Source organism: Limnohabitans radicicola, assembly GCF_014837235.1.
Classification (GTDB): Bacteria; Pseudomonadota; Gammaproteobacteria; order Burkholderiales; family Burkholderiaceae_C; genus Limnohabitans_A; species Limnohabitans_A radicicola.
Map to the genome: position 1 here is coordinate 368,537 of NZ_JACYFT010000002.1, position 20,084 is coordinate 388,620.

Here is a 20,084-nt window from a genome sequence, read left to right on the forward strand (position 1 = left end):
GGCCATCAGGCGGTGGCGACCGATTCTTTGAGTGAAGACCCCATGAACTTGAGCAAAGACGAACTGGCCTTTCGTGACGAAGTGCGCGCCTTTTTGGCGACCGAGTTGACCGACGAAATTCGCCTGGGTGGACATCGCACCTCGGGCATTTTTTCAGACTACGAGGTTGGCATCCCCTGGCAGCGGGTCTTGGCCAAGCGCGGCTGGGCTGCGCCGCACTGGCCGGTGGAATGGGGTGGCTGCGGCTGGACGCCCAGGCAACATGACATTTTTGCCAGCGAGATGTCGGCCGCCGACGCCCCCAAAGTTTCGCCCCTGGGGCTGGTGATGGCCGCGCCCGTGCTGGTGGCGTTTGGCACGCAGGCCCAAAAAGAGCGTTGGCTCCCCGACATCCGGAACGGCGTGAGTTACTGGTGTCAGGGTTACAGCGAGCCTGGGTCGGGTTCCGACTTGGCATCGCTGCAATGCCGTGCCCGCCGCGAAGGCAAGGAGTGGGTGATCAACGGCTCCAAAATCTGGACCACCCACGCCCACCGCGCCACGCACATGTTCTGCCTGGTACGCACCGACAACAGCGGCAAGCCCCAGCAAGGCATCAGCTTTTTGATGTTCGAGCTGAACAACCCCGGCATCCAGATCCGGCCGATCATCAGCATCTCGGGCGACCACGAATTCAACCAGGTCTTTTTTGACGAGGCCCGTGTGCCCGCTGACGCCCTGATCGGCGAAGAAAACCAGGGCTGGACGATTGCCAAATTTTTGCTGGAGCACGAGCGGGGCGGCTCGTCTGCGCCGTTCTTGCGGGGTCGACTTGCGCGGCTGAAAGAGTCCCTGAACGAAGCGTTTGCCTCATCAGGACCGTCTGGCCACGAGCACGAAGACATTGCTTTGACCTTGGCCAACGCGCAGTGCCGCATCGACGCCTTGCACGCTTGGGAACAGCAGGTGCTGACCGCCCGCATCGGCGGCGGCACGCAACCTTGCTGGATGCCGGCTGCGCCGTCCATGGGCAAGGTGCTGGCGACCGAGCTCAAGCAACACCTGACCGAGCTGGGCCTGGACATCGCAGGCGCCTATGGCGCCACCAGCTTGACCATCGAGGAGGCCACTGCCCACGCACTGCCTGTGCCCGAAGAATCGGTGTTTGCGACGCGGGCCTATTTGAACGACCGCGCCGCGTCGATTTACGGCGGCACCAACGAAGTCCAGCGCAACCTGATCGCCCGCCACGTGCTGGGCGCCGAGGTGGTGGAGCCTGTGCTGCCGCTGGACGAGACGCAGACCATGCTCGTGGCCAGCCTGCAAGGCTGGCTGCAAGACAAATGGCCGTTTGACAAACGCGCGCAGATGATCGCCACGCCAGAGGCGATTGGGCCGCTGTGGCAAGGTTTGGCGCACGAGCTGGGCCTCTTGGGTGCAGCGCTGCCTGAACACTTGGGTGGCATGGGCGGTGGTTTGCCCGAGCAGCTGCTGATCTGCCAGGCCCTGGGGGCGGCTTTGGTGGCCGAGCCCTACAGCAGCTCCGCCGTGTTGGGTGCCAACTTGCTGCAGGCGCTGGCTGACCCTGCGGCCGATGCGCTGCTGCAAGGCCTGGCCGAGGGCCAAGTGCGCTTGGCCGTGGCGGCCTTGGAGCCCGCAGGGCGCACGGACTTGAGCCGGGTGCAGATCCGTTTGCACAACGCGAACGGCCAGTGGCGCATCAGCGGGCGCAAAGCCCTGGTGCGCGGCGCGCCCGGGGCCACACACTGGCTGGTGAGCGCACGAGACGAGGCGGGCCAACTGCGCATCTGTCTGCTCGATCCTGCAGCCAGCGGTGTGCAGCGGCGGGATGTGCGACTGATCGACGGCGCTTGGGCAGCTGAGTTGGCGTTTGATCAAACGCCCGTGCAAGCCCTCATCGGCCAGGGTGACGCACTGGCCGCGCTCTCGCAAGCTTGGGACACGGCCACCCTGGCCGCAGGTGCCGAGGCCGTGGGCGTGATGCAGGCCTTGATGCGCGACACGCTCAACTACACCAGCCAGCGCAAACAGTTTGGGCAGCCCCTGGCGGCTTTCCAGGCGTTGCAACACCGCATGGCCGACATGTACCTGGCCTTGGTGCAAGCCGCGGCAGCGGTGGGCGCTTGTGCCGATGTGCTGGGCGACAGCCCCGAGCGCCGTGCCGAGCGGGTGTCATCGGCCCATGTGACGGTGCTGCGTGCGGCACGGTTGGTGGGGCAGGGCGCGGTGCAGTTGCACGGCGGCATGGGCATGACCGACGAGCTGGCTGTGGGCCATGGCTTCAAGCGGCTGACAGTGATCGAGCAGCAGTTTGGCGGGGTGGCGCAGCATCTGCGTAGGGTGGCGGCATTCACGATCCGTTCAGAGGGGTAGACGCATTCTGGTGGAATGTATATACTGGTTGTAGATACATCGAGTTGGGAGGCGCGAATGACATTGGCTCGTATTTTTCAATCAGGCAACAGCCAAGCAGTTCGTCTGCCAAAAGAGTTTCGATTTGATGCAGACCAGGTTGAAATTTTTCGACAGGGCAATGACATCGTTTTGCGGCAAGTGCCTTCCCATGCCGCTGCCGTTTTTGATCTGTTGAGCAGTTTGCCCGCCGACTTTATGGCAGAAGGCAGACAAGACACTCCGCCGCAAGAACGCGAGGGGTTTTGACCATGGCCATTGGAGCCCAACGCTATCTGTTGGACACCAACATTTGCATCTACATTGCCAAAGGCCAGCCACTGGCCGTACGCCACCGTTTTGAAAAGCAGCCGCTGCAGACGCTGGCCATGTCGACCATCACGGTGGGGGAGCTGCGTTTTGGCGCAGAAAAAAGCCAATTCCGTGATCGTGCTTTGGCGACCTTGGACCAGTTGGTTCAGATGATTCGCCCGAGTGCTTTGCCCATGGCTGCCGCAGAGCACTATGGAAATATCCGCGCGATCTTGCAACGGCAGGGCTTGCCGATTGGCAACAACGACTTGTGGCTAGCTGCCCACGCCTTGGCAGAGGACTGGACTTTGGTCACCAACAATACCCGGGAGTTCGAGCGTGTGCCGGGTTTGCGGGTCGAAAATTGGGCGCTAGCAGATTGACTTCACTCGATGTGGGCTCACCCCCGCACCAGCTTCTGAATCAGATCCGCCGCCCCTGAAGCCTGGTATTTGCGCATCAGCTTGACGCGGTAAATTTCCACCGTGCGGTGGCTGATGCCCAGAGCTTTGCCAATCTCTTTGCTGGTCAGGCCATCCATCAGGTGGGCGGCGACCTCGCGTTCGCGGGCGGTGAGTTCGGCTTTGACGGGTTTGCGGGCCGAAAGGTCTTCAAAGGTCCAGATGCCTGCTTCGTGCGGAGCGTCGCGGTTGAGCGCTCGGCCCGTCACGTGGCACCAGAAAGTCTCGCCTTTGAAGCGGCCGTCCACCCGCTTCATCACACGGTCGTCGGCGTACACGCCCTTGGCGTTCAGGATGGGCGTGATGCGCTGGCCGGTGCGCTCGTACTCGTCGGCGCTGGGGTAGAGCAGCTGGAAGGTCTGGCCGATCAGTTGTTCGCGGGGCACGCCAAACATTTCGCACACGCGCTGGTTGCAGTCGACCATGGTGCGGTTGCGCGAGAGCACCATGCCGATCGGGGCCAGGTCGAAAGCCAGGCGGTAATCAATTTCATGGGCTGAGTTCATGAGGCGTTCCTGTGACAATGCCCGGGAGCCGGTCTACGGACTCACCATTACGAAAAACTACGTATCCGAATACGTAGTATCGTAGCGTTTTCATCCACTGTCTGGAGATTGGCGTGAACAAGATTTTTCCTTCCGCAGCCGAAGCCCTCAAGGGCATCGTGGCTGACGGGCAACTCATTGGTGTGGGCGGTTTTGGCCTGTGTGGCATCCCTGAAGCCCTGATCGCTGCGTTGCGCGACAGCGGCGTGCAAAACCTGACCGCGATTTCCAACAACGCGGGCGTGGACGACTTTGGTCTGGGTTTGTTGCTGCAGACCCGCCAGATCAAAAAGATGATCTCGTCCTACGTGGGTGAGAACAAGGAGTTCGAGCGCCAATACCTGGCGGGCGAGCTGGCCCTGGAATTCACCCCGCAGGGCACGCTGGCCGAGAAGCTGCGTGCGGGCGGCGCGGGCATCCCGGCTTTCTTCACCAAGACGGGCGTGGGCACCCTGGTGGCCGAGGGCAAAGAGCTGCGCGAATTCGACGGCGAGACCTATGTGATGGAGCGTTCGCTGGTGCCCGATGTGTCGCTGGTCAAGGCGCACCGCGCCGACAAGTCCGGCAACCTGCAGTTCCGTTACACCTCGCGCAACTTCAACCCCGCTGTGGCCATGGCGGGCAAGGTCTGCGTGGTCGAGGTCGAAGAGATTGTGGAAACCGGCGATATGCACCCCGACAGCGTGCACCTGCCCGGCATTTATGTGCACCGCATCGTGCTGAACAAGCACCCTGAAAAGCGCATCGAAAAACGCACCATCACTGAAAAGGCGGGAGTCTGATATGAGCTGGAGTCAAGACCAAATGGCCGCCCGTGCGGCCCACGAACTGGAAGACGGTTTCTATGTGAACCTGGGCATCGGCATCCCCACGCTGGTGGCCAACTTTGTGCCCGCCGACAAGGAAGTCTGGCTGCAAAGTGAAAACGGCATGCTGGGCATTGGGCCATTTCCGATTGAGGAAGAAGTCGACGCCGACCTGATCAACGCGGGCAAGCAGACGGTGACGACCATCAAAGGCTCGTCGATTTTTGGCAGCGAGCAGTCGTTTGCCATGATCCGTGGCGGCAAGATCAACCTCTCCATCCTGGGCGCGATGCAGGTGACCGACAAGGGCGATCTGGCCAACTGGATGATCCCCGGCAAGATGGTCAAGGGCATGGGCGGCGCGATGGACCTGGTTGCAGGCGTCAAGCGCGTGATCATCTTGATGGAACATGTGGCCAAGAAAAAAGACGGCACCGAAGACCTGAAGATCCTGCCCGAGTGCACACTGCCACTGACCGGCAAGGGCGTGGTCGACCGCATCATCACCGACCTGGCGGTGATGGACGTGACCGACGCGGGCCTCAAGGTCGTCGAGCTGGCCCCGGGCGTGACGCCCGAGGCGTTGCAGGCCAAGACGGGTGTGAAGCTGATCTTCTGATCGGCGCGCGTGCCCTGAAAAACCAAAGGCCCCGCGAGGGGCCTTTTTCATGGCGTTGAACGCCGTGTTCAGTGCAATTGCGCTTCGAGCTCTGCCACGCGCTCGCGCAGGGCAAGGTTTTCGGCGGTCAGCGCGGCCACGCGCTCTTGCAGCTGGCGCACTTCGTCGCCCTGCGAGGCCTGGGCTTCTGGCGCATCTTCTTTGGCTGCTTTGCGGATGACTTCGCGGACTTTTTTAGCCGCTTGTTTGAGCTCGTCCTTGCCGCCCAGAGCCGCTTGTTTTTGCTCTTCGGCGGGCAGTATGGCCACGGCAGCGGCGGCGTTGATGGAGATCGTGCCCGCTTTCACGGCAGCCACCAGCTCGGGCGCGGCTTGCTTCTGGATTTTTTCGATGTTCATCACCTGGCTGCTGCTCAGGCGCGCGGCCTTGGCAATGTCCGAGCGGTTCTTGAGCGGGTTGCCTTCGCCGCGGATGGCGTTGTCGCTCGCATCCACGGCTGGTGCTTCGGGGGCGTCGGTCGCACTGGCCGCCGCAGCCGCTTGTGCACGGCGCTCGGCCAGAATTTCGCGTTTGCGCAAAGCCAGCACACCGCGCTGGAAGTCCGATACGCTGCGCCGCCCCAGGTGCTGGTCGATCATCCACAAGTGCACGTCTTCCATCGATTGAAAACGCGTGTTCTGCACCGTCTGAAAGGGCAGGCCATGCTTTTGGCAGATGCCGTAGCGGTTGTGGCCGTCCACCAGCACATCGCCCCACAGCACCAGCGCATCGCGGCAGCCTTCGGCCAGAATGCTGCGCTCCAGTGCCGCATGCTCGTCTGGCGTCAAGGGGTCGATGTAGGCTTGGAGGTCTTTGTTGACGGTGATGTTCATGGGCGCTGGGGTCCAAATGCCGAAGGCCCCTTGCGGGGCCTTCTTTGAGTTGGCATGAAAGCTGGAGCGGGTGATGGGAATCGAACCCACGTTATTTGCTTGGGAAGCAAGAGTCCTACCATTGAACGACACCCGCGAAGGTGTGGAGTTTACTTCAGGATGTCGCCCATGCAGAGGTATTTGAGTTCCACATAGTCTTCGATGCCGTGGCTGGAGCCTTCGCGGCCCAGGCCCGACTGCTTGACGCCGCCAAAAGGCACATGCTCTGTGGCCAGGATGCCCACGTTGATGCCGACCATGCCGTACTCGAGTGCTTCGCTCACGCGGAAGATGCGGCCCACATCGCGGCTGTAGAAGTAGCTGGCCAGACCAAACTCGGTGTTGTTGGCCGCGTCAACCGCTTCTTGCTCGGTCTTGAACTTGAAGATCGGTGCAAACGGGCCAAAGGTTTCTTCCTTGGCGCAGACCATGTCGGCCGTTGCATCGGCGATCACGGTCGGCTCGAAGAACTGGCCGTCCAGGCGCTTGCCGCCCACCAGCACGCGGCCGCCTTTGGCGATGGCGTCTTTCACGTGGCGCTCGACCTTGTCCAGCGCCGCAGGCTCGATCAGCGGGCCCTGGTTCACGCCTTCGGCAAAGCCGTTGCCGACCTTGGCGGCGGTTTTGACCTTGGCAGCGAACTTGGTCGCGAACTCTTCGTAGACGGCTTCTTGCACATAAATGCGGTTGGAGCACACGCATGTCTGGCCCGCGTTGCGGTACTTGCTGGCAAACGCACCTTCGACCGCGCTGTCGATGTCGGCGTCTTCAAACACGATGAAGGGCGCGTTGCCGCCCAGCTCGAGCGACATTTTTTTGACTGTGGGGGCCGACTGTGCCATCAAGATGCGGCCGACCTCAGTGGAGCCGGTGAAGCTGATGTGGCGAACCACGTCGCTCGCGCACAGCACTTTGCCCACGGCGATCGAGTTGTCGCTGTCGGCAGTGACCATGTTCAGCACGCCAGCCGGAATGCCTGCGCGGATGGCCAGCTCGGCCGCAGCCAGGGCGGTGAGCGGGGTCAGTTCGGCGGGCTTGATGATGACCGGGCAGCCTGCGGCCAAAGCAGGCGCGACTTTGCGGGTGATCATGGCCAGCGGGAAGTTCCAGGGCGTGATGGCTGCGCAAACGCCAATGGGTTGGCGCAGGACCAACAAGCGGCGGTTGTTGTCAAACTGGGGCAGGGTCTCGCCATTGATGCGCTTGGCTTCTTCGGCAAACCACTCGACGAAGCTGGCGCCATAGGCCACTTCGCCCTTGGCTTCGGGCAGGGGCTTGCCTTGCTCGGCGGTCATGATGCGGCCCAGGTCGTCCTGGTTGGCCATCAGCAGGTCGTACCACTTGCGCAGGATGGTGCTGCGCTCTTTGGCGGTCTTGGCTTTCCAGGCGGGCCAGGCGGCGTTGGCGGCGGCAATCGCCTGTTCGGCTTCGGCAGGGCCCAGGTTGGCCACATCGGCCAGATGCGCGCCGGTGGCCGGGTCGGTCACGGCAAAGCGTTGGGTGCCCGCGACCCACTGCCCATTGATCAGGGCATCGGTCTTGAGCAGGCTGGGGTCGTTCAGCTGGGCGAGGGGGGATGTCTTCATGTCCATGGGGGTCTCCTGAAATTATTTAACCTGTTAAATAAATTGTGCCATGCTTTGGAGCTTATCGCAGGGGGCCGCCGCTGGCTGTCACCGAGACAACCCTGAGCCGGGGTGAAACTTATAATGGCCGGTTGCACTTCAAGCAGACAAAAACATGAGCCAATCCGTCATTTCCGTTGCCGACATCCGCAAGACCTTTCTGGACTTTTTCGCGTCCAAGGGGCACACCGTGGTGGCCTCCAGCCCCCTGGTGCCGGGCAACGACCCGACCCTGATGTTCACCAACTCGGGCATGGTCCAGTTCAAGGACGTGTTCCTGGGCTCTGACAAGCGCAGTTATGTGCGCGCCGCGTCCGTGCAGGCCTGCCTGCGCGCGGGAGGCAAGCACAACGATCTGGAAAACGTGGGCTACACCGCTCGCCACCACACCTTCTTCGAGATGCTGGGCAACTGGTCGTTCGGCGACTACTTCAAGCGCGAGTCGCTGCAATGGGCGTGGGAACTGCTGACCGAGGTCTACAAGCTGCCTGCCGACAAGCTGTACGCCACGGTGTACCTCGAAGACGATGAGGCCTATGGTATTTGGGAAGACATTTTTGTCAAAGCGGGCTGGACCCGTGAGCGTATCGTGCAGGAAACCCGCATCATCCGCATCGGCGACAACAAAGGCGGCCGCTACAAGTCCGACAACTTCTGGATGATGGCCGACACCGGTCCCTGCGGCCCTTGTTCTGAAATTTTCTACGACCACGGCCCGCACATCCCCGGCGGCCCACCCGGCAGCCCCGAAGAAGACGGCGACCGCTTCATCGAGATCTGGAACAACGTGTTCATGCAGTTCAACATGCACGAAGACGGTTCGGTCACGCCGCTGCCCGCACCTTGCGTGGACACCGGCATGGGCCTGGAACGCCTGGCCGCCATCTTGCAGCACGTGCACAGCAACTACGAGATCGACATCTTTGACGCGCTGATCAAGGCTGCTGCACGTGAAACCGGCTGCACTGATCTCAGCAATAAGTCCCTGCGCGTGATTGCCGATCACATCCGCGCCACCGCGTTTTTGGTGAGCGACGGCGTGGTGCCCAGCAACGAAGGCCGTGGCTACGTGCAGCGCCGCATCGTGCGCCGTGCCATCCGCCATGGCTACAAACTCGGCAAGAAGTCGCCTTTCTTCCACAAGCTGGTGCCCGATCTGGTCGAGCTCATGGGGGCGGCTTACCCCAACTTGGCCAATCAGGCCGACCGCATCACCGACATCTTGCGCATCGAAGAAGAGCGTTTCTTTGAGACGCTGCAAAGCGGCATGCAGATTTTGGACGCGGCCCTCGAAGGCGGCGTGAAGGTCTTGCCCGGCGAGGTGGCTTTCAAGCTCCACGACACCTACGGCTTCCCGCTGGACCTGTCGGCCGACGTTTGCCGCGAGCGTGACCTGTCTGTGGACGAAGCTGGTTTTGCCGTGGCCATGGAAAAGCAAAAAGCCCAGGCCCGGGCAGCTGGCAAGTTCAAGATGGACAAGGCGCTGGACTACAGCGGCGCGGGCAACGATTTTGTGGGCTATGAAGACCTGACGGCCAACGCCAAAGTGCTGGCCCTGTACGCCGATGGCAATGCCGTGACCGAGTTGAAAGCAGGCCAAGCGGGCGTGGTGGTGTTGGACACGACCCCGTTTTATGCCGAGTCGGGTGGTCAAGTGGGCGACCAGGGCATGATCCACAACGCGGGCGGCCAGTTCAATGTGGCCGACACGCTCAAGATCAAGGCCGATGTGTTTGGTCATCATGGTGAATTGAAGACCGGTAGCCTGAAAGTGGGCGATGCGGTGCAAGCCCATGTGGATACGGCCATGCGTGCCGCCACCGTGCGCAACCACAGCGCCACCCACCTGATGCACAAGGCCCTGCGCGAAGTGCTGGGCAGCCATGTGCAGCAAAAGGGCTCGCTGGTGAATGCCGAGCGCACCCGTTTTGACTTTGCGCACAACGCACCGTTGACTGACGCTGAAATTGAGCGAATAGAAGAAATCGTCAACTCTGAAATCATTGCAAACCGTCCGACACACGCACGAGTGATGGACATCGAAAGCGCCCAGAAAACTGGTGCCATGATGTTGTTTGGTGAGAAGTATGGTGAGAATGTGCGTGTGCTTGACATCGGTACAAGCCGTGAACTGTGTGGAGGTACACACGTCAATGCCACAGGTGAGATTGGTGTTTTCAAGGTGCTCTCAGAGTCAGGTGTTGCAGCGGGTGTCCGTCGCATTGAAGCCATAACTGGACCTCGTGCGCTTGCGAGCATTGACCAAGAACTGGGTGGCATCAAGGCAGTCGCCAAATTACTGAAAGTCCCAGCATCAGGGGCATCTATTGCGGCAGCAGTTGAATCTCTTCTCATTGAGAAAAAAGCCATGGAAAAAGAATTGGCTGCCGCCAAAGGCAAGCTGGCCTCGGCCCAAGGCGACGAGTTGATGAAGCAAGCGGTGGACGTCAAAGGCGTCCAGCTGTTGGTGGCCACGCTCGAAGGTGCCGACGCCAAGACCCTGCGCGACACCATGGACAAGCTCAAGGACAAGATCAAGACGGCCGTGATCGTCTTGACTGCTGTGGACGGTGAGAAAGTGCAGATCGCCGCAGGCGTGACCGCTGACACCACCGGCAAAGTCAAGGCGGGCGAGCTGGCCAGCTTTGTGGCGGGCCAAGTGGGCGGCAAAGGCGGCGGCAAGCCCGACATGGCCATGGCCGGTGGCACCAACGCAGCGGCACTGCCTGCGGCCTTGGCCAGCGTGCAGGCCTGGGTGGCCGAGCGCGTCTGACGCGCATGCTGCTTTCTGTAGGAGCCGCGCCCACGCGGCGATGGTTTGCAAGGCTTTTCGCGGCGAGGGCGCCGTTCCTACAAGTCGCTGTGCTGCTGTCGTGCTTGCCACTGGCCGCCCATGCGCAGTTCCAGAAAACCCCATGGCCGTCCGCGCAAGCCAGTCCGGTCATTGACCTGATGGACCTGCAGGGCCAGCGCTGGACGAATGAGCGCCTCAAAGGGCGAACCGTGGTGCTCAACTTTTGGGCCACCTGGTGCGCCCCCTGCAAGGAAGAAATGCCCTCGCTGCAAACCCTGCACGAGTTGGGCGGCGGTGAGCCGGTGGTCATGGGCGTGAATGTCCGCGAGACCGCCAGCCATGTGAAACGCTACGTTCAAGCCACGGGCATCGGTTTTCCGGTGGCGCTGGATCCGCAAGGCGATCTGGCGCGGCGCTGGGGCGTGAGCGTGTACCCGACCACCTTTTTGATCGGGCCTGATGGCCGCGTGCGCTGGCGCATCCAGGGTGAGGTGGACTGGACCGGGGCAGAGGCGGACCGCTGGCTGAATTCACTGTCCAGCGCACGGCCCTGAGCGCGCTCGGGGGCTGATCCGGTCAGCGCCCCAACCGGGATGCCGGATAATCACGGTGCCCGGCGCACCGCGCCCGGTGACCTGCCTTCGGGGCATTGGCGGTTTCCGATACGGAATCTCGCCTTGCATGTGCCGACAGGTCTTTCGTCAAATACCGGAGTTCCAGACATGATCCCCGTTCGCCGTTCCTTGCTCAAAGGGGGCGCCTCGCTGGGCGCGCTCATCGCCGCGCCCGCCGTGTTGCGTGCCCAGACCTCAACTTCCACCGATCGCCGCTTTGAGCCCCTGCCAGGCCAGTGGCGCACTTTCGACATCACCACCCGTGTGGAGTTGGCCGATCCTGTCGGTCCCACACGCGTGTGGTTGCCTGTGCCCAGCATCAACACCGACTGGCAGCAATCGCTGGAGAGCAGCTACCAGAGCAATGGCAGCGCCCGCATGCTCAGCGACGGTGTGGAAGGCGCGCGCGTGCTCTTCGCTGAATTTGCGGATGGTGTGAAGCCGGTGGTGGAAATCACCAGCCGTGTGCGCACCCGCAACCGGGCTGATTTGACGACCCCCGCACGCGCCTTTCAGCGCGAAGACGCTGCCACCCTGCGCCACTACACCCGTGCCACGGCCTTGTTGCCCGTCGATGGCATCGTGCGCCAGACGGCGTTGAAGGCCACACAAGGGGCCAAGACCGACGCTGACAAAGCGCGGGCCATTTACGACTGGGTGGTCGCCAACGCCTGGCGCGAGCCCAAGGTGCGCGGCTGCGGTGAGGGCGACATCAAGACCATGCTGGAGACGGGCAACCTGGGCGGCAAGTGTGCCGACATCAACGCGCTTTTCGTGGGCCTGTGCCGTTCGGTGGGCGTGCCCGCACGCGATGTGTACGGCATCCGCCTGGTGCCCTCGGCCTTTGGCTACAAGGAGCTGTCAGGCAACCCGGCCAGCCTCAAGGGTGCGCAGCACTGCCGCGCCGAGGTCTACCTGCAAGCCCACGGTTGGGTGGCGATGGACCCGGCCGATGTGGCCAAGGTCATGCGACTGGAAACGCCCGAATGGCTCAAGAGCACCAGCCATGGCGTCGTCGCTCCCGTCTACAAGCATTTGTTTGGCGGCTGGGAAGGCAACTGGCTGGGCTGGAACACCGCCCACGACCTGAAGCTGCCTGGCGCCAAAGAGGGCATGCTCAACTTCCTGATGTACCCGGTGGCCGAAACCAGTGAGGGGCGTGTGGATTCCTACGCGCCGGACAGCTTCAAGTACACGATTTCCGCCAAGGAAATCATCGGCTGATCCAGGCCGTGTCAGGGACGGATGCGCAGATTCCGCTCGCTCGTGAAGTGCCGTGACTGACCCGTGACCGGGTCGGTGAAGGTCACGCTGCGGGCGAGCAGCTGCAATGGCTGACGGAAATCCTCTGCGTCATCGGGCCCCTTGAGCACCTTGGGGTAGAACTGGTCGCTCTCGATGGGCGTGCCCAGCGCCAGCATGTGCACCCTCAACTGGTGCCGTTTGCCGGTGACCGGAGACAGCTCATAGAGTGCATGCTCGCCAGCTTCCCGCAGCAAGCGGACGTGGGTTTCGCTGTTGGGCTCGCCTGCCACTTCACGCATGCGAAAGAACAATGCGTCTTCTTCGAGCCGACTGCGGTGCACCTGCGGCAGGATTGCACCCGCGGGTCGGGCGGCCACCGCTTCGTAGGTCTTGTGAACGCGCCGATCACGGAACAGGGCCTGGTAGGCGTTGCGGTCTTGTGGCTGTTTGCTCAGCAGCACCAGACCTGCGGTTTCGCGGTCGATGCGGTGGATGGGTGACAGGTCAGCGCAGCCGGTTTGGCGCTTGAGCCTGACCAGCAGGCTTTGCTGCACGTATTTGCCTGATGGGGTGACGGGCATGAAATGGGGCTTGTCGGCCACCAGCAGGTGTTCATCCTCGAACACGATGGTTTCATGCTCTGGCAGTTCGGGCTCGTCTTCGACGCTGCGGTAGTAGTACAGGCGCTGCCCGCTGGCGTAGGCTTGGGCCTCCACGACCGGTTGGCCGTTTTCCTGGAGTACCTGGCCTGATGCGATGCGCTCAGCCCAAGCCTGCCGCGTGACCACGGGCAAGCGCTCGGCCAGAAAATCCAGCACGGTGGGCCAGTGTCCTGCAGGCAAAGCCACCATGCTCGGGCTCACGCCCGTGCGCATTGGGATGTTGGGGTTGCGTGGCGGCCGGGCCATGCGTGCTTCTCAGGCGAGTGAGGTCAAACCCGGCGGAACACCAGATCCCAGACGCCGTGACCGAGCTTGATCCCCCGGTTTTCGAACTTGGTCAGGGGTCGGTAATCCGGTTTGGCCGCAAAGCCATCGGCTGCGTCGCTGGTGTTGGCCAGCATGGGTTCGGCGCTGAGCACTTGCAGCATTTGCTCGGCATAGGGTTGCCAGTCGGTGGCCAGGTGCAGGTAGCCCCCGGTTCGGATGTGCTTGGCCAGCCGCTCGATGAAAGGCGACTGGATCAGGCGGCGCTTGTGGTGGCGGCTTTTGTGCCAAGGGTCCGGAAAGAAGATGTGCACACCGTCCAGGCTGTCTTCGCCCAGCATGTGGTCCATGACCTCCACCGCGTCGTGCTGCACGATGCGGATGTTGCCAATGCTTTCTTCGCCGCAGCGCTTGAGCAGGGCGCCCACACCCGGTTCATGCACTTCGCAGCACAGGAAGTTGTCACCCGGGCGCACATGCGCGATTTTGGCCGTGGCGTCGCCCATGCCAAAACCGATCTCCAGAATCAGCGGCGCATTCCGGCCAAAGGCGGCCTGCACATCAAGGCGCTCAGCGCTGTAGGGGATCAGGAACTGCGGCCCGAACTGCTCGAACGCCCGAATTTGCCCCGAGCCCATTCGCCCGGCGCGCAGCACATAGGTCTTGATGGTGCGCATGAAGGGCGCGTCGGCCTGGGCTTCGGGTGTGTGTTCGGACGTGGTCATGGACGGATCGGAGGGGTTTCGCAAAGCTTTCGATTATCGCGGGTCTGCTGCCCGGCTCAGGCTGCTGCGAACGGGTTGATCAGCTGCACCCCTGCCAACACTTCGCCAGTGCCCATGTCTTCGGTCAGCAGCACCGCGCAGCCTGCAATGTGGGCGCTGGCAACGATCAAGGCGTCCCAGTAGCTCAGGCTGTGTTTTTGGAGCAGCACCAACGCCAGGTCCACGGTCTCCAGTGTCACCGCAGACAGGTCCAGCTGGCGGTAGCAATGCAGCTGCTCACGCAGGTGCTCATGCGGCAAGCCCAGCTTGCGCAGACCGACCTGGATGTATTCATTGAGCACCTGCGTGGACAGCACACCCAGACGCTCAAAGCGCAAGTGCCTGAGCAAATTGATGGCGATGCGCTGCTTGCGGGGCTCGTCGGTGCTGTCGGCATAGACCAGCACGGTGGTGTCGATGAAACAGCGTGTCTTGGGCAGGGCCAACAGCTGCGACCAAGGGGGTGTGGGTTCAGCCGCGATCATGGACGGCGTCCCGGTCGAACTTCCAGCCCTGGAGGCGACCGCCGCCGCTCAGGCAGCGCTGCTCCCAGGCTTGCCATTCGGTGGTTTGTCTTTCTTGACCCGCCAGTTGCTCCAGGTAGTCGCGCACGGCCTGGTTTAGGCTTTTGCCCATTTTCCGGGCCGCTTCACGGGCCGCCTCGGCCACGCGCTCGTCGACGGACAAAGTGATGTTCATGACTTTTTCCTTTTTTAATCGCACATATTATGTGTGATTGGCATTCTGGCTGCAAATGATGGACTGGGGTGTGGACAATGGTCATCCATTCAGAGAGGGTATTGCCATGCCCAGACAGGCCATCGACCAGTTGCGCTTGCCTGTGTTGATCTACCATCGCCGCCTGGATACGCGACCCGCAGCCGTAGCAGGCCCGGGGGCGATCAGGGCTGTTGCCAGAGGGCTGCCCAATCCTGGACCCACTGGGCCAAGGCTTGGGGGACAGTGGCATCCGGCGCAGCCGCAGGCAAACGCAGCGCCTGGGCGGCAGCATTCAGTGCGGCCAGTGGCTGGTGCAAGTCGAGCGCTTGCGCCCCGTTTTGCTTGCTCAGTTTTTCGCCGTTGGTGCCCAGCACCAGGGGGGTGTGCAGGTAGCTGGGGGTGGGCAGGCCCAGCGCTTGTTGGAGCACGATCTGTCGGGCGGTGTTGTCGGTCAGGTCTTCGCCGCGCACCACATGGGTGATGCCTTGCGCACCATCGTCCACCACCACGGCCAGCTGGTAAGCCCACAGGCCATCGGCCCGGCGCAGCACAAAGTCGCCGACTTCTTCGTTCACGTTTTGCTGTTGCGAGCCCAAACGGCGGTCGGTCCATTCCGTGATGGCAGGCAAGCCCAGGGCCTGTTGCACGGCTTGCACATTCAGCCGCCAGGCGCGGGCCGGTTTGCCGTTCAGGCCAGGGCGGCAGGTGCCAGGGTAGACGGCCGCATGGTGCCGCGCCACGGCTTGGGTCTGAGCGGCCTCGATGTCCTTGCGCGAGCAGCCGCAGGGGTAGGCCCAGCCCTTGGCGATCAGTTGGTCGAGTGCAGCCTGGTACGTCGCCTCACGCTGGCTTTGCCAGAGGACGGCGCCGTAAGGCACCAAGCCGCAGGTGGCGAGTTGTTCAAAGATGGTTTGTGCAGCGCCCGGTATGCAGCGGGGCGTGTCCACGTCTTCCATGCGCACTCGCCATGAGCCGCCGTGCGCCCGGGCGTCGAGCCAGCTGGCCAGGGCTGCCACGAGCGAGCCTGCGTGCAGCAGGCCTGTGGGAGAGGGCGCAAACCGGCCCACATACCTCAAGCCCATGCAGGATCAGCGTTTGCTCAGCACCGAGAGGGCCAGCTCTAGACCAGAGACAAAAGCGTCTTCGGCGCGGTGGCCCAGGCACCAGTCGCCGCACAGGCCGATGCCCTCTGCCTTGAACCACAAATGGCTCTGACCGAGCGGTTGCGCGGTTTTGGCATACAGCCAGCGGTGCGCTTCGACATGGGCCGGTGTGGCGCGGATGCCGGTGATTTCGGCAAAGGCCTTGAGCAGCTTGCCGGTGATGCGGTCTGCGCTGTCGTTGATGTGCTCGGCCGACCAGGGGGCGCTGGCCTGCACGGTCCAGCGTTCGATGCGTTCGCGCCCGGGCTTGGACGATTCGCGGGCCATCCAGGCGATGCGGTGGTGGGTGCTGCGGGCTGCGTTCCATTGGGGGCCAATGGTGATCAGGCCCGGTTGCACCGCTTGCGGGTAGGCGACCATCAAGGTCCAGCAAGGGTCCACGCGCACATCTTTGAGCGGCGCGGCCAGCGCCGACTGGCCGGAGGCCTTGAGCAGCTCGCTGGCTTGGGCCGGTGGAATGGCCAGGATGACCTTGTCGAAGCCGCCATACACATGCTGGCTACCGCCGTCACCCTCGGTGTGCAGCTGCCAGCCGTTTTTGTGCAGCGGGTCGGCACTGATCTTGGTGACGCGTGTTTGAAGTTGCACATTGCCGTCTTCCACCAGCGGAGCGGCCCAGGCCTTGACCAGGCCATTCATGCCGGGGGTGGCCACCCAGTGGCGCTCGCCGCCGGGCAGGCCGGCTTCGATCACACGGCCCATCGGATCGAGCACGCGCACCGCGTTGGCGCTCCAGGGCTTGCACACGCCGGGCACAGTGCCCAGGGCCAGTTCAAAGCGCGGGTCACGCACCGTGAAGTACTGCGTGCCGTGGTCAAAGCTGCCGAAGGCGCTGGAGCGCGTGGCCATGCGGCCGCCCAGGCCCCGGCTCTTTTCGAACAGGGTGACGTTGTGTCCGGCTTGGCGCAATGTGCGTGCGCAAACCACGCCGGCCATGCCGACGCCGATGATGGCGATGTGTTGTGTGTTCATGTCCCTACTCTACACGTGATGCACGGGCCCGAGCAATGCGTCACGTGTGGTGGGGCGCTCCAGTTGCGACAGCCACCAGCGCAGCGCCTGTCCGGCAGGGGAGTCTTTGCTGTCGCGCCAGGCCATGTGGGCCGTCGATACACGTGGCTTTTGTACCTGGCGTGGCACCAGCAAACCGCTGTCGATGTAGGGCTTGGCCAGCGAGACGGGCAAAAATCCGCCCCCAAGTCCCCGCAGCTGGGCTTCGAGTTTGCTGGCCATGTCGGGGACGGTGAAGACATCTTGCCCACCCACCAGACCGATGGTCAGGCCATCGCCCCGGCTGACCGAGTCGGCCACGGCCACGGCGCGGTGTTGTTGCAGCAGGGCGTTCGTCAGCGGTTCGGGGGCTTGTGCCAGGGGGTGATGTGCGGCGACGGCGTACACAAAGTCGATGCTGCCCAGCACCTGGTGCTGGATGTCGGCACCTGTGCCCGGCTCCAGCACCACGCCCAGTGCCAGATCGGCCTGGCCAGAGGTCAGTGCCGTGAGGGTGCCGGACAGGGTCTCGTAGCGTAGCCGCAGACGGGTCGGGGCTTTGAGTTCGAGAAAGGCCGCGCACAGGTCCATCACCACGGGCCGCGCGATCAGGCTGTCCACCGCGATGGTGAAAACCGCCTCCCAGCCGGTGGCCACGCGGCGCACCCGGTTGGCCACGGCATCCATGTCGTCCAGCAGGCGTTTGGCTTCGCGCAAAAGGGCTTGGCCTGCGGCCGTGGGGCGCGCTTGGCGAGAAGTGCGGTCAAACAGCAGGACGTCCAGCGCGTCTTCGAGCTGGCGTACCCGGTAGGTCAGGGCGCTGGGCACCAGACCCAGTTGCCTGGCGGCTCCTGCAAAGCTGCCGGTTTGCTCGATGGTTTGCAGCATCGTCAGGGCATCTGGAGTCAGCCAATCGCGTGGGGTTTGCATGATGAGGCTTTGAATATTCAATTAAATTGAATGATGCCAGCAAATGGATTGCACCGCACGCATGGGGCGTTTGCTTACAGTTCAAGCCATGCATTCCAAGGAGCCGACATGCTGACACTGCGCAAATCGTCCGAACGCGGCTACGCCGACCACGGCTGGCTCAAATCGTTCCACAGCTTTTCCTTTGCCAATTACTTTGACCCGGCCCACATGGGCTGGGGCAACCTGCGGGTCATCAACGAAGACCGCATTGCACCGGGCACCGGCTTTGGCACCCACGGCCACCGCGACATGGAAATCATCAGCTATGTGCTGTCGGGCAACTTGGCCCACCAGGACAGCATAGGCAACGTCAAAGGCATTCCGCCCGGTGATGTGCAGCGCATGAGCGCAGGCTCTGGCGTGCGCCACAGCGAGTTCAACCATGCCAAGGGTGAGCAAACGCACTTTTTGCAGATCTGGATCGAGCCCAATGTGACGGGCATTGATCCGGGGTATGAACAAAAAACCGTGCCCGAGAGCGTCAAACGCGGTCAGCTGGCGCTGGTGGCCGCGCCCGAGCCGGCCGAACACACGGTCAAGATCCACGCCGATGCGCGCATGTACGCCGGCTTGTTTGATGGCGCCGAAGCGGCCCAGCTGCCCTTGGACCCGGCCCGCAAGGCCTATGTGTTCCTGGTGCGCGGCAGCTTGCAGGTCAATGGCCAGCTGCTGAGCGCTGGCGATGCGGCGCTGCTGCAAGCGGAATCCTCATTGGCCCTGAGCGCAGGCCAGGACGCGGAAGTCCTGGTGTTTGATCTGGCCGCCTGATTTTTTCACCCACTGTCTTTTTTCAAGGAGTATTTCTCATGGCTAAAACTGTTGTTGTTTTCCATTCCGGCTACGGCCACACCCAGCGCGTGGCCCAATTCGTGGCCCAGGGCGCCAATGCCCAGACCATCACCATCGACGCCGATGGCAACATCACAGAGGCTGACTGGGCCGCGCTGGACGCTGCTGACGCCATCATTTTCGGCTCGCCCACCTACATGGGCATGGCTTCCTGGCAGTTCAAGAAGTTTGCAGACGCCACCTCCAAGCGCTGGTTCACCAGCGCCTGGAAAGACAAGGTCGCAGGCGGCTTCACCATCTCGGCCAGCCCCAGCGGCGACAAGCTGTCGACCATCCAGTACTTCATCACCTTGGCCATGCAGCAAGGCATGGTCTGGGTGGGTCAGCCCGCGATGAACGACGGCACCATCAACCGCATCGGCTCCAACTCCGGCGTGATGGCGCAAGTCGGTCCGACCAGCCCTGCAGAAGACATCCCCCAGGGTGACCTGGACACCGCCAAAGCCTACGGCGAGCGCGTGGCGGCCGTGGCGGCCAAGCTGCGCGGCTGAGCTGCAGGCTTGCTTGGTGAGTCCTCCGGACTGACCTTGCGAAAGCCAGAACCGAAAGGTTCTGGCTTTTTTCATGGATCAGGCACTTCATGGGTGCGGCTCTTGCTAGGATCACGGCATGAAAATCATCTCGATGCTGCCGTGGGCCGACTGGTTGGCCCTGTTGCTGTTTTTCAGCCTGTGGGTGGGTTACGCCTGGTTGGCCAAGGTGCGGGGCTTGCGTGACCAGAGCCTGATCGCCACCACCAATATGTACCGCCAGAAGTGGATGCTGCAAACCACATCGCGCGACCCGCGCATGCTCGATGGTCTGATCACGCAAAACCTGTCACACACGCCGTCGTTCTTCTCGTCCACCACCATCATCATCATTGGCGGCTTGTTCGCCTTGCTGGGCACCACCGACAAGGCGGCCGAATTGGTGCGAGAAATCCCCTTTGCAGAGCCCACGCCGATTTTGGTGTTCGAGTTCAAGATCCTGGTGCTGGTGGGCATCTTCGTTTACGCTTTTTTCCGCTTCTCCTGGTCGATGCGCCAGTACACCTTTGTGGCGCTGGTGATTGGGGCCATGCCGCCGCCCAAGGCGTTCGAGGCGGGTCAGCATGACCGCCAAGCCATGGCTGCGCGGGCAGGGCGGCTGGTGGGGGCTGCGGCCGAGACCTTCAACGATGGCCTCAGGGCTTATTACTTTTCGTTTGCGGCCATGGCCTGGTTTTTTTCGCCGCTGGCGCTGGTGGTCGCCACTGCCTTGGTGGTGGTGATTTTGTACGGCAGGGAGTTCCGCTCCGAGGTGCTGGACGTGCTGCGCGACTGATCCTGAAGCACTTCGTTTGCAGCCCGTTTTTGGGGGCCGTCAAGAGGGGAAAATCACCTTTGGCGGCAGGCT

At 62.6% G+C, this 20,084-nt stretch carries 21 protein-coding genes and 1 tRNA gene; 11 read left to right on the forward strand and 11 right to left on the reverse strand.

From position 1 onward, the window contains the following. The first annotated feature begins 42 nt into the window (after positions 1-42). Genes IC609_RS09565 through vapC form a run of 3 tightly spaced genes read left to right on the forward strand, consistent with a single transcriptional unit; the run spans position 43 to position 3,086 of the window. Positions 43-2,373, forward strand: a complete 2,331-nt coding sequence (locus tag IC609_RS09565; RefSeq protein WP_191819274.1) for an acyl-CoA dehydrogenase family protein — start codon at positions 43-45, stop codon at positions 2,371-2,373. Between the two features lie 57 nt (positions 2,374-2,430). Further along, the gene (locus IC609_RS09570; RefSeq protein ID WP_191819275.1) at positions 2,431-2,661 is read left to right on the forward strand and encodes an antitoxin; all 231 of its coding nucleotides are present in this window, start codon (positions 2,431-2,433) and stop codon (positions 2,659-2,661) included. 2 nt (positions 2,662-2,663) lie between these two features. Continuing rightward, on the forward strand, positions 2,664-3,086 hold the full coding sequence (gene vapC / locus IC609_RS09575) for a type II toxin-antitoxin system tRNA(fMet)-specific endonuclease VapC (protein WP_191819276.1): 423 nt from the start codon (positions 2,664-2,666) through the stop codon (positions 3,084-3,086). Between the two features lie 17 nt (positions 3,087-3,103). Here vapC and IC609_RS09580 read toward each other — a convergent pair whose 3' ends face one another. Further along, positions 3,104-3,670 carry a PAS and helix-turn-helix domain-containing protein gene (locus tag IC609_RS09580; RefSeq protein WP_191819277.1) on the reverse strand — a complete coding sequence of 189 codons (567 nt, stop codon included), beginning with the start codon at positions 3,668-3,670 and terminating at the stop codon, positions 3,104-3,106. A 113-nt stretch (positions 3,671-3,783) separates the two neighbouring features. Here IC609_RS09580 and IC609_RS09585 point away from each other — a divergent pair, with 113 nt between their 5' ends. Together IC609_RS09585 and IC609_RS09590 are read left to right on the forward strand one after the other, a co-directional pair. Next, positions 3,784-4,491 carry a CoA transferase subunit A gene (locus IC609_RS09585; protein ID WP_191819278.1) on the forward strand — a complete coding sequence of 236 codons (708 nt, stop codon included), beginning with the start codon at positions 3,784-3,786 and terminating at the stop codon, positions 4,489-4,491. Position 4,492: 1 nt separating this feature from the next. Then, a complete protein-coding gene (locus IC609_RS09590; RefSeq protein ID WP_191819279.1) occupies positions 4,493-5,134 on the forward strand; it encodes a 3-oxoacid CoA-transferase subunit B in 642 nt (213 codons plus the stop codon). A 68-nt stretch (positions 5,135-5,202) separates the two neighbouring features. Here the strand turns inward: IC609_RS09590 and IC609_RS09595 are convergent, their stop codons facing one another. The 3 genes from IC609_RS09595 to IC609_RS09605 form a co-directional block, all read right to left on the reverse strand. Continuing rightward, a complete protein-coding gene (locus tag IC609_RS09595; RefSeq protein ID WP_191819280.1) occupies positions 5,203-6,006 on the reverse strand; it encodes a plasmid replication/partition related protein in 804 nt (267 codons plus the stop codon). A 62-nt stretch (positions 6,007-6,068) separates the two neighbouring features. Then, positions 6,069-6,142 (reverse strand) — tRNA-Gly (locus tag IC609_RS09600). Positions 6,143-6,155: 13 nt separating this feature from the next. Next, positions 6,156-7,637, reverse strand: coding sequence for an NAD-dependent succinate-semialdehyde dehydrogenase (locus IC609_RS09605; RefSeq protein WP_191819281.1), 1,482 nt, complete (start codon positions 7,635-7,637; stop codon positions 6,156-6,158). 148 nt (positions 7,638-7,785) lie between these two features. On the opposite strand from IC609_RS09605, the gene alaS reads away from it, so the two are divergent. The 3 genes from alaS to IC609_RS09620 all read left to right on the forward strand — a co-directional run bounded on the left by alaS (position 7,786) and on the right by IC609_RS09620 (position 12,302). After that, positions 7,786-10,443, forward strand: a complete 2,658-nt coding sequence (alaS, locus tag IC609_RS09610) for an alanine--tRNA ligase (RefSeq protein WP_191819282.1) — start codon at positions 7,786-7,788, stop codon at positions 10,441-10,443. 89 nt (positions 10,444-10,532) lie between these two features. Further along, entirely contained in the window at positions 10,533-11,018 is a 486-nt protein-coding gene (locus IC609_RS09615; protein ID WP_191819283.1) for a TlpA family protein disulfide reductase, read from the forward strand. Between the two features lie 168 nt (positions 11,019-11,186). Then, positions 11,187-12,302, forward strand: coding sequence for a transglutaminase-like domain-containing protein (locus IC609_RS09620; protein WP_191819284.1), 1,116 nt, complete (start codon positions 11,187-11,189; stop codon positions 12,300-12,302). Positions 12,303-12,313: 11 nt separating this feature from the next. Here IC609_RS09620 and IC609_RS09625 read toward each other — a convergent pair whose 3' ends face one another. From IC609_RS09625 to IC609_RS09655, 7 genes are all read right to left on the reverse strand, one after another. Next, positions 12,314-13,231 carry a pseudouridine synthase gene (locus tag IC609_RS09625; protein ID WP_191819285.1) on the reverse strand — a complete coding sequence of 306 codons (918 nt, stop codon included), beginning with the start codon at positions 13,229-13,231 and terminating at the stop codon, positions 12,314-12,316. 23 nt (positions 13,232-13,254) lie between these two features. Then, a complete protein-coding gene (gene trmB / locus IC609_RS09630) occupies positions 13,255-13,974 on the reverse strand; it encodes a tRNA (guanosine(46)-N7)-methyltransferase TrmB (RefSeq protein ID WP_191819286.1) in 720 nt (239 codons plus the stop codon). 56 nt (positions 13,975-14,030) lie between these two features. Beyond that, positions 14,031-14,498, reverse strand: coding sequence for a PIN domain-containing protein (locus tag IC609_RS09635; protein ID WP_191819287.1), 468 nt, complete (start codon positions 14,496-14,498; stop codon positions 14,031-14,033). Beyond that, on the reverse strand, positions 14,485-14,712 hold the full coding sequence (locus IC609_RS09640; protein ID WP_191819288.1) for a DUF6364 family protein: 228 nt from the start codon (positions 14,710-14,712) through the stop codon (positions 14,485-14,487). The genes IC609_RS09635 and IC609_RS09640 overlap by 14 nt, the downstream gene beginning before the upstream one ends. A 203-nt stretch (positions 14,713-14,915) precedes the next feature. Next, positions 14,916-15,815, reverse strand: a complete 900-nt coding sequence (gene gluQRS, locus IC609_RS09645) for a tRNA glutamyl-Q(34) synthetase GluQRS (RefSeq protein ID WP_191819289.1) — start codon at positions 15,813-15,815, stop codon at positions 14,916-14,918. A 6-nt stretch (positions 15,816-15,821) separates the two neighbouring features. After that, positions 15,822-16,868, reverse strand: a complete 1,047-nt coding sequence (locus tag IC609_RS09650; RefSeq protein ID WP_191819290.1) for an NAD(P)/FAD-dependent oxidoreductase — start codon at positions 16,866-16,868, stop codon at positions 15,822-15,824. Between the two features lie 9 nt (positions 16,869-16,877). Continuing rightward, a complete protein-coding gene (locus tag IC609_RS09655) occupies positions 16,878-17,816 on the reverse strand; it encodes a LysR family transcriptional regulator (protein WP_191819291.1) in 939 nt (312 codons plus the stop codon). Between the two features lie 108 nt (positions 17,817-17,924). Here IC609_RS09655 and IC609_RS09660 point away from each other — a divergent pair, with 108 nt between their 5' ends. The 3 genes from IC609_RS09660 to IC609_RS09670 all read left to right on the forward strand — a co-directional run bounded on the left by IC609_RS09660 (position 17,925) and on the right by IC609_RS09670 (position 20,012). After that, entirely contained in the window at positions 17,925-18,626 is a 702-nt protein-coding gene (locus IC609_RS09660; protein WP_191819292.1) for a pirin family protein, read from the forward strand. Between the two features lie 38 nt (positions 18,627-18,664). Then, entirely contained in the window at positions 18,665-19,198 is a 534-nt protein-coding gene (locus IC609_RS09665) for a flavodoxin family protein (RefSeq protein WP_191819293.1), read from the forward strand. Between the two features lie 118 nt (positions 19,199-19,316). Then, positions 19,317-20,012: a DUF599 domain-containing protein gene (locus IC609_RS09670; protein ID WP_191819294.1), complete on the forward strand. Its 696-nt coding sequence runs from the start codon at positions 19,317-19,319 to the stop codon at positions 20,010-20,012. Positions 20,013-20,084 lie beyond the last annotated feature (72 nt).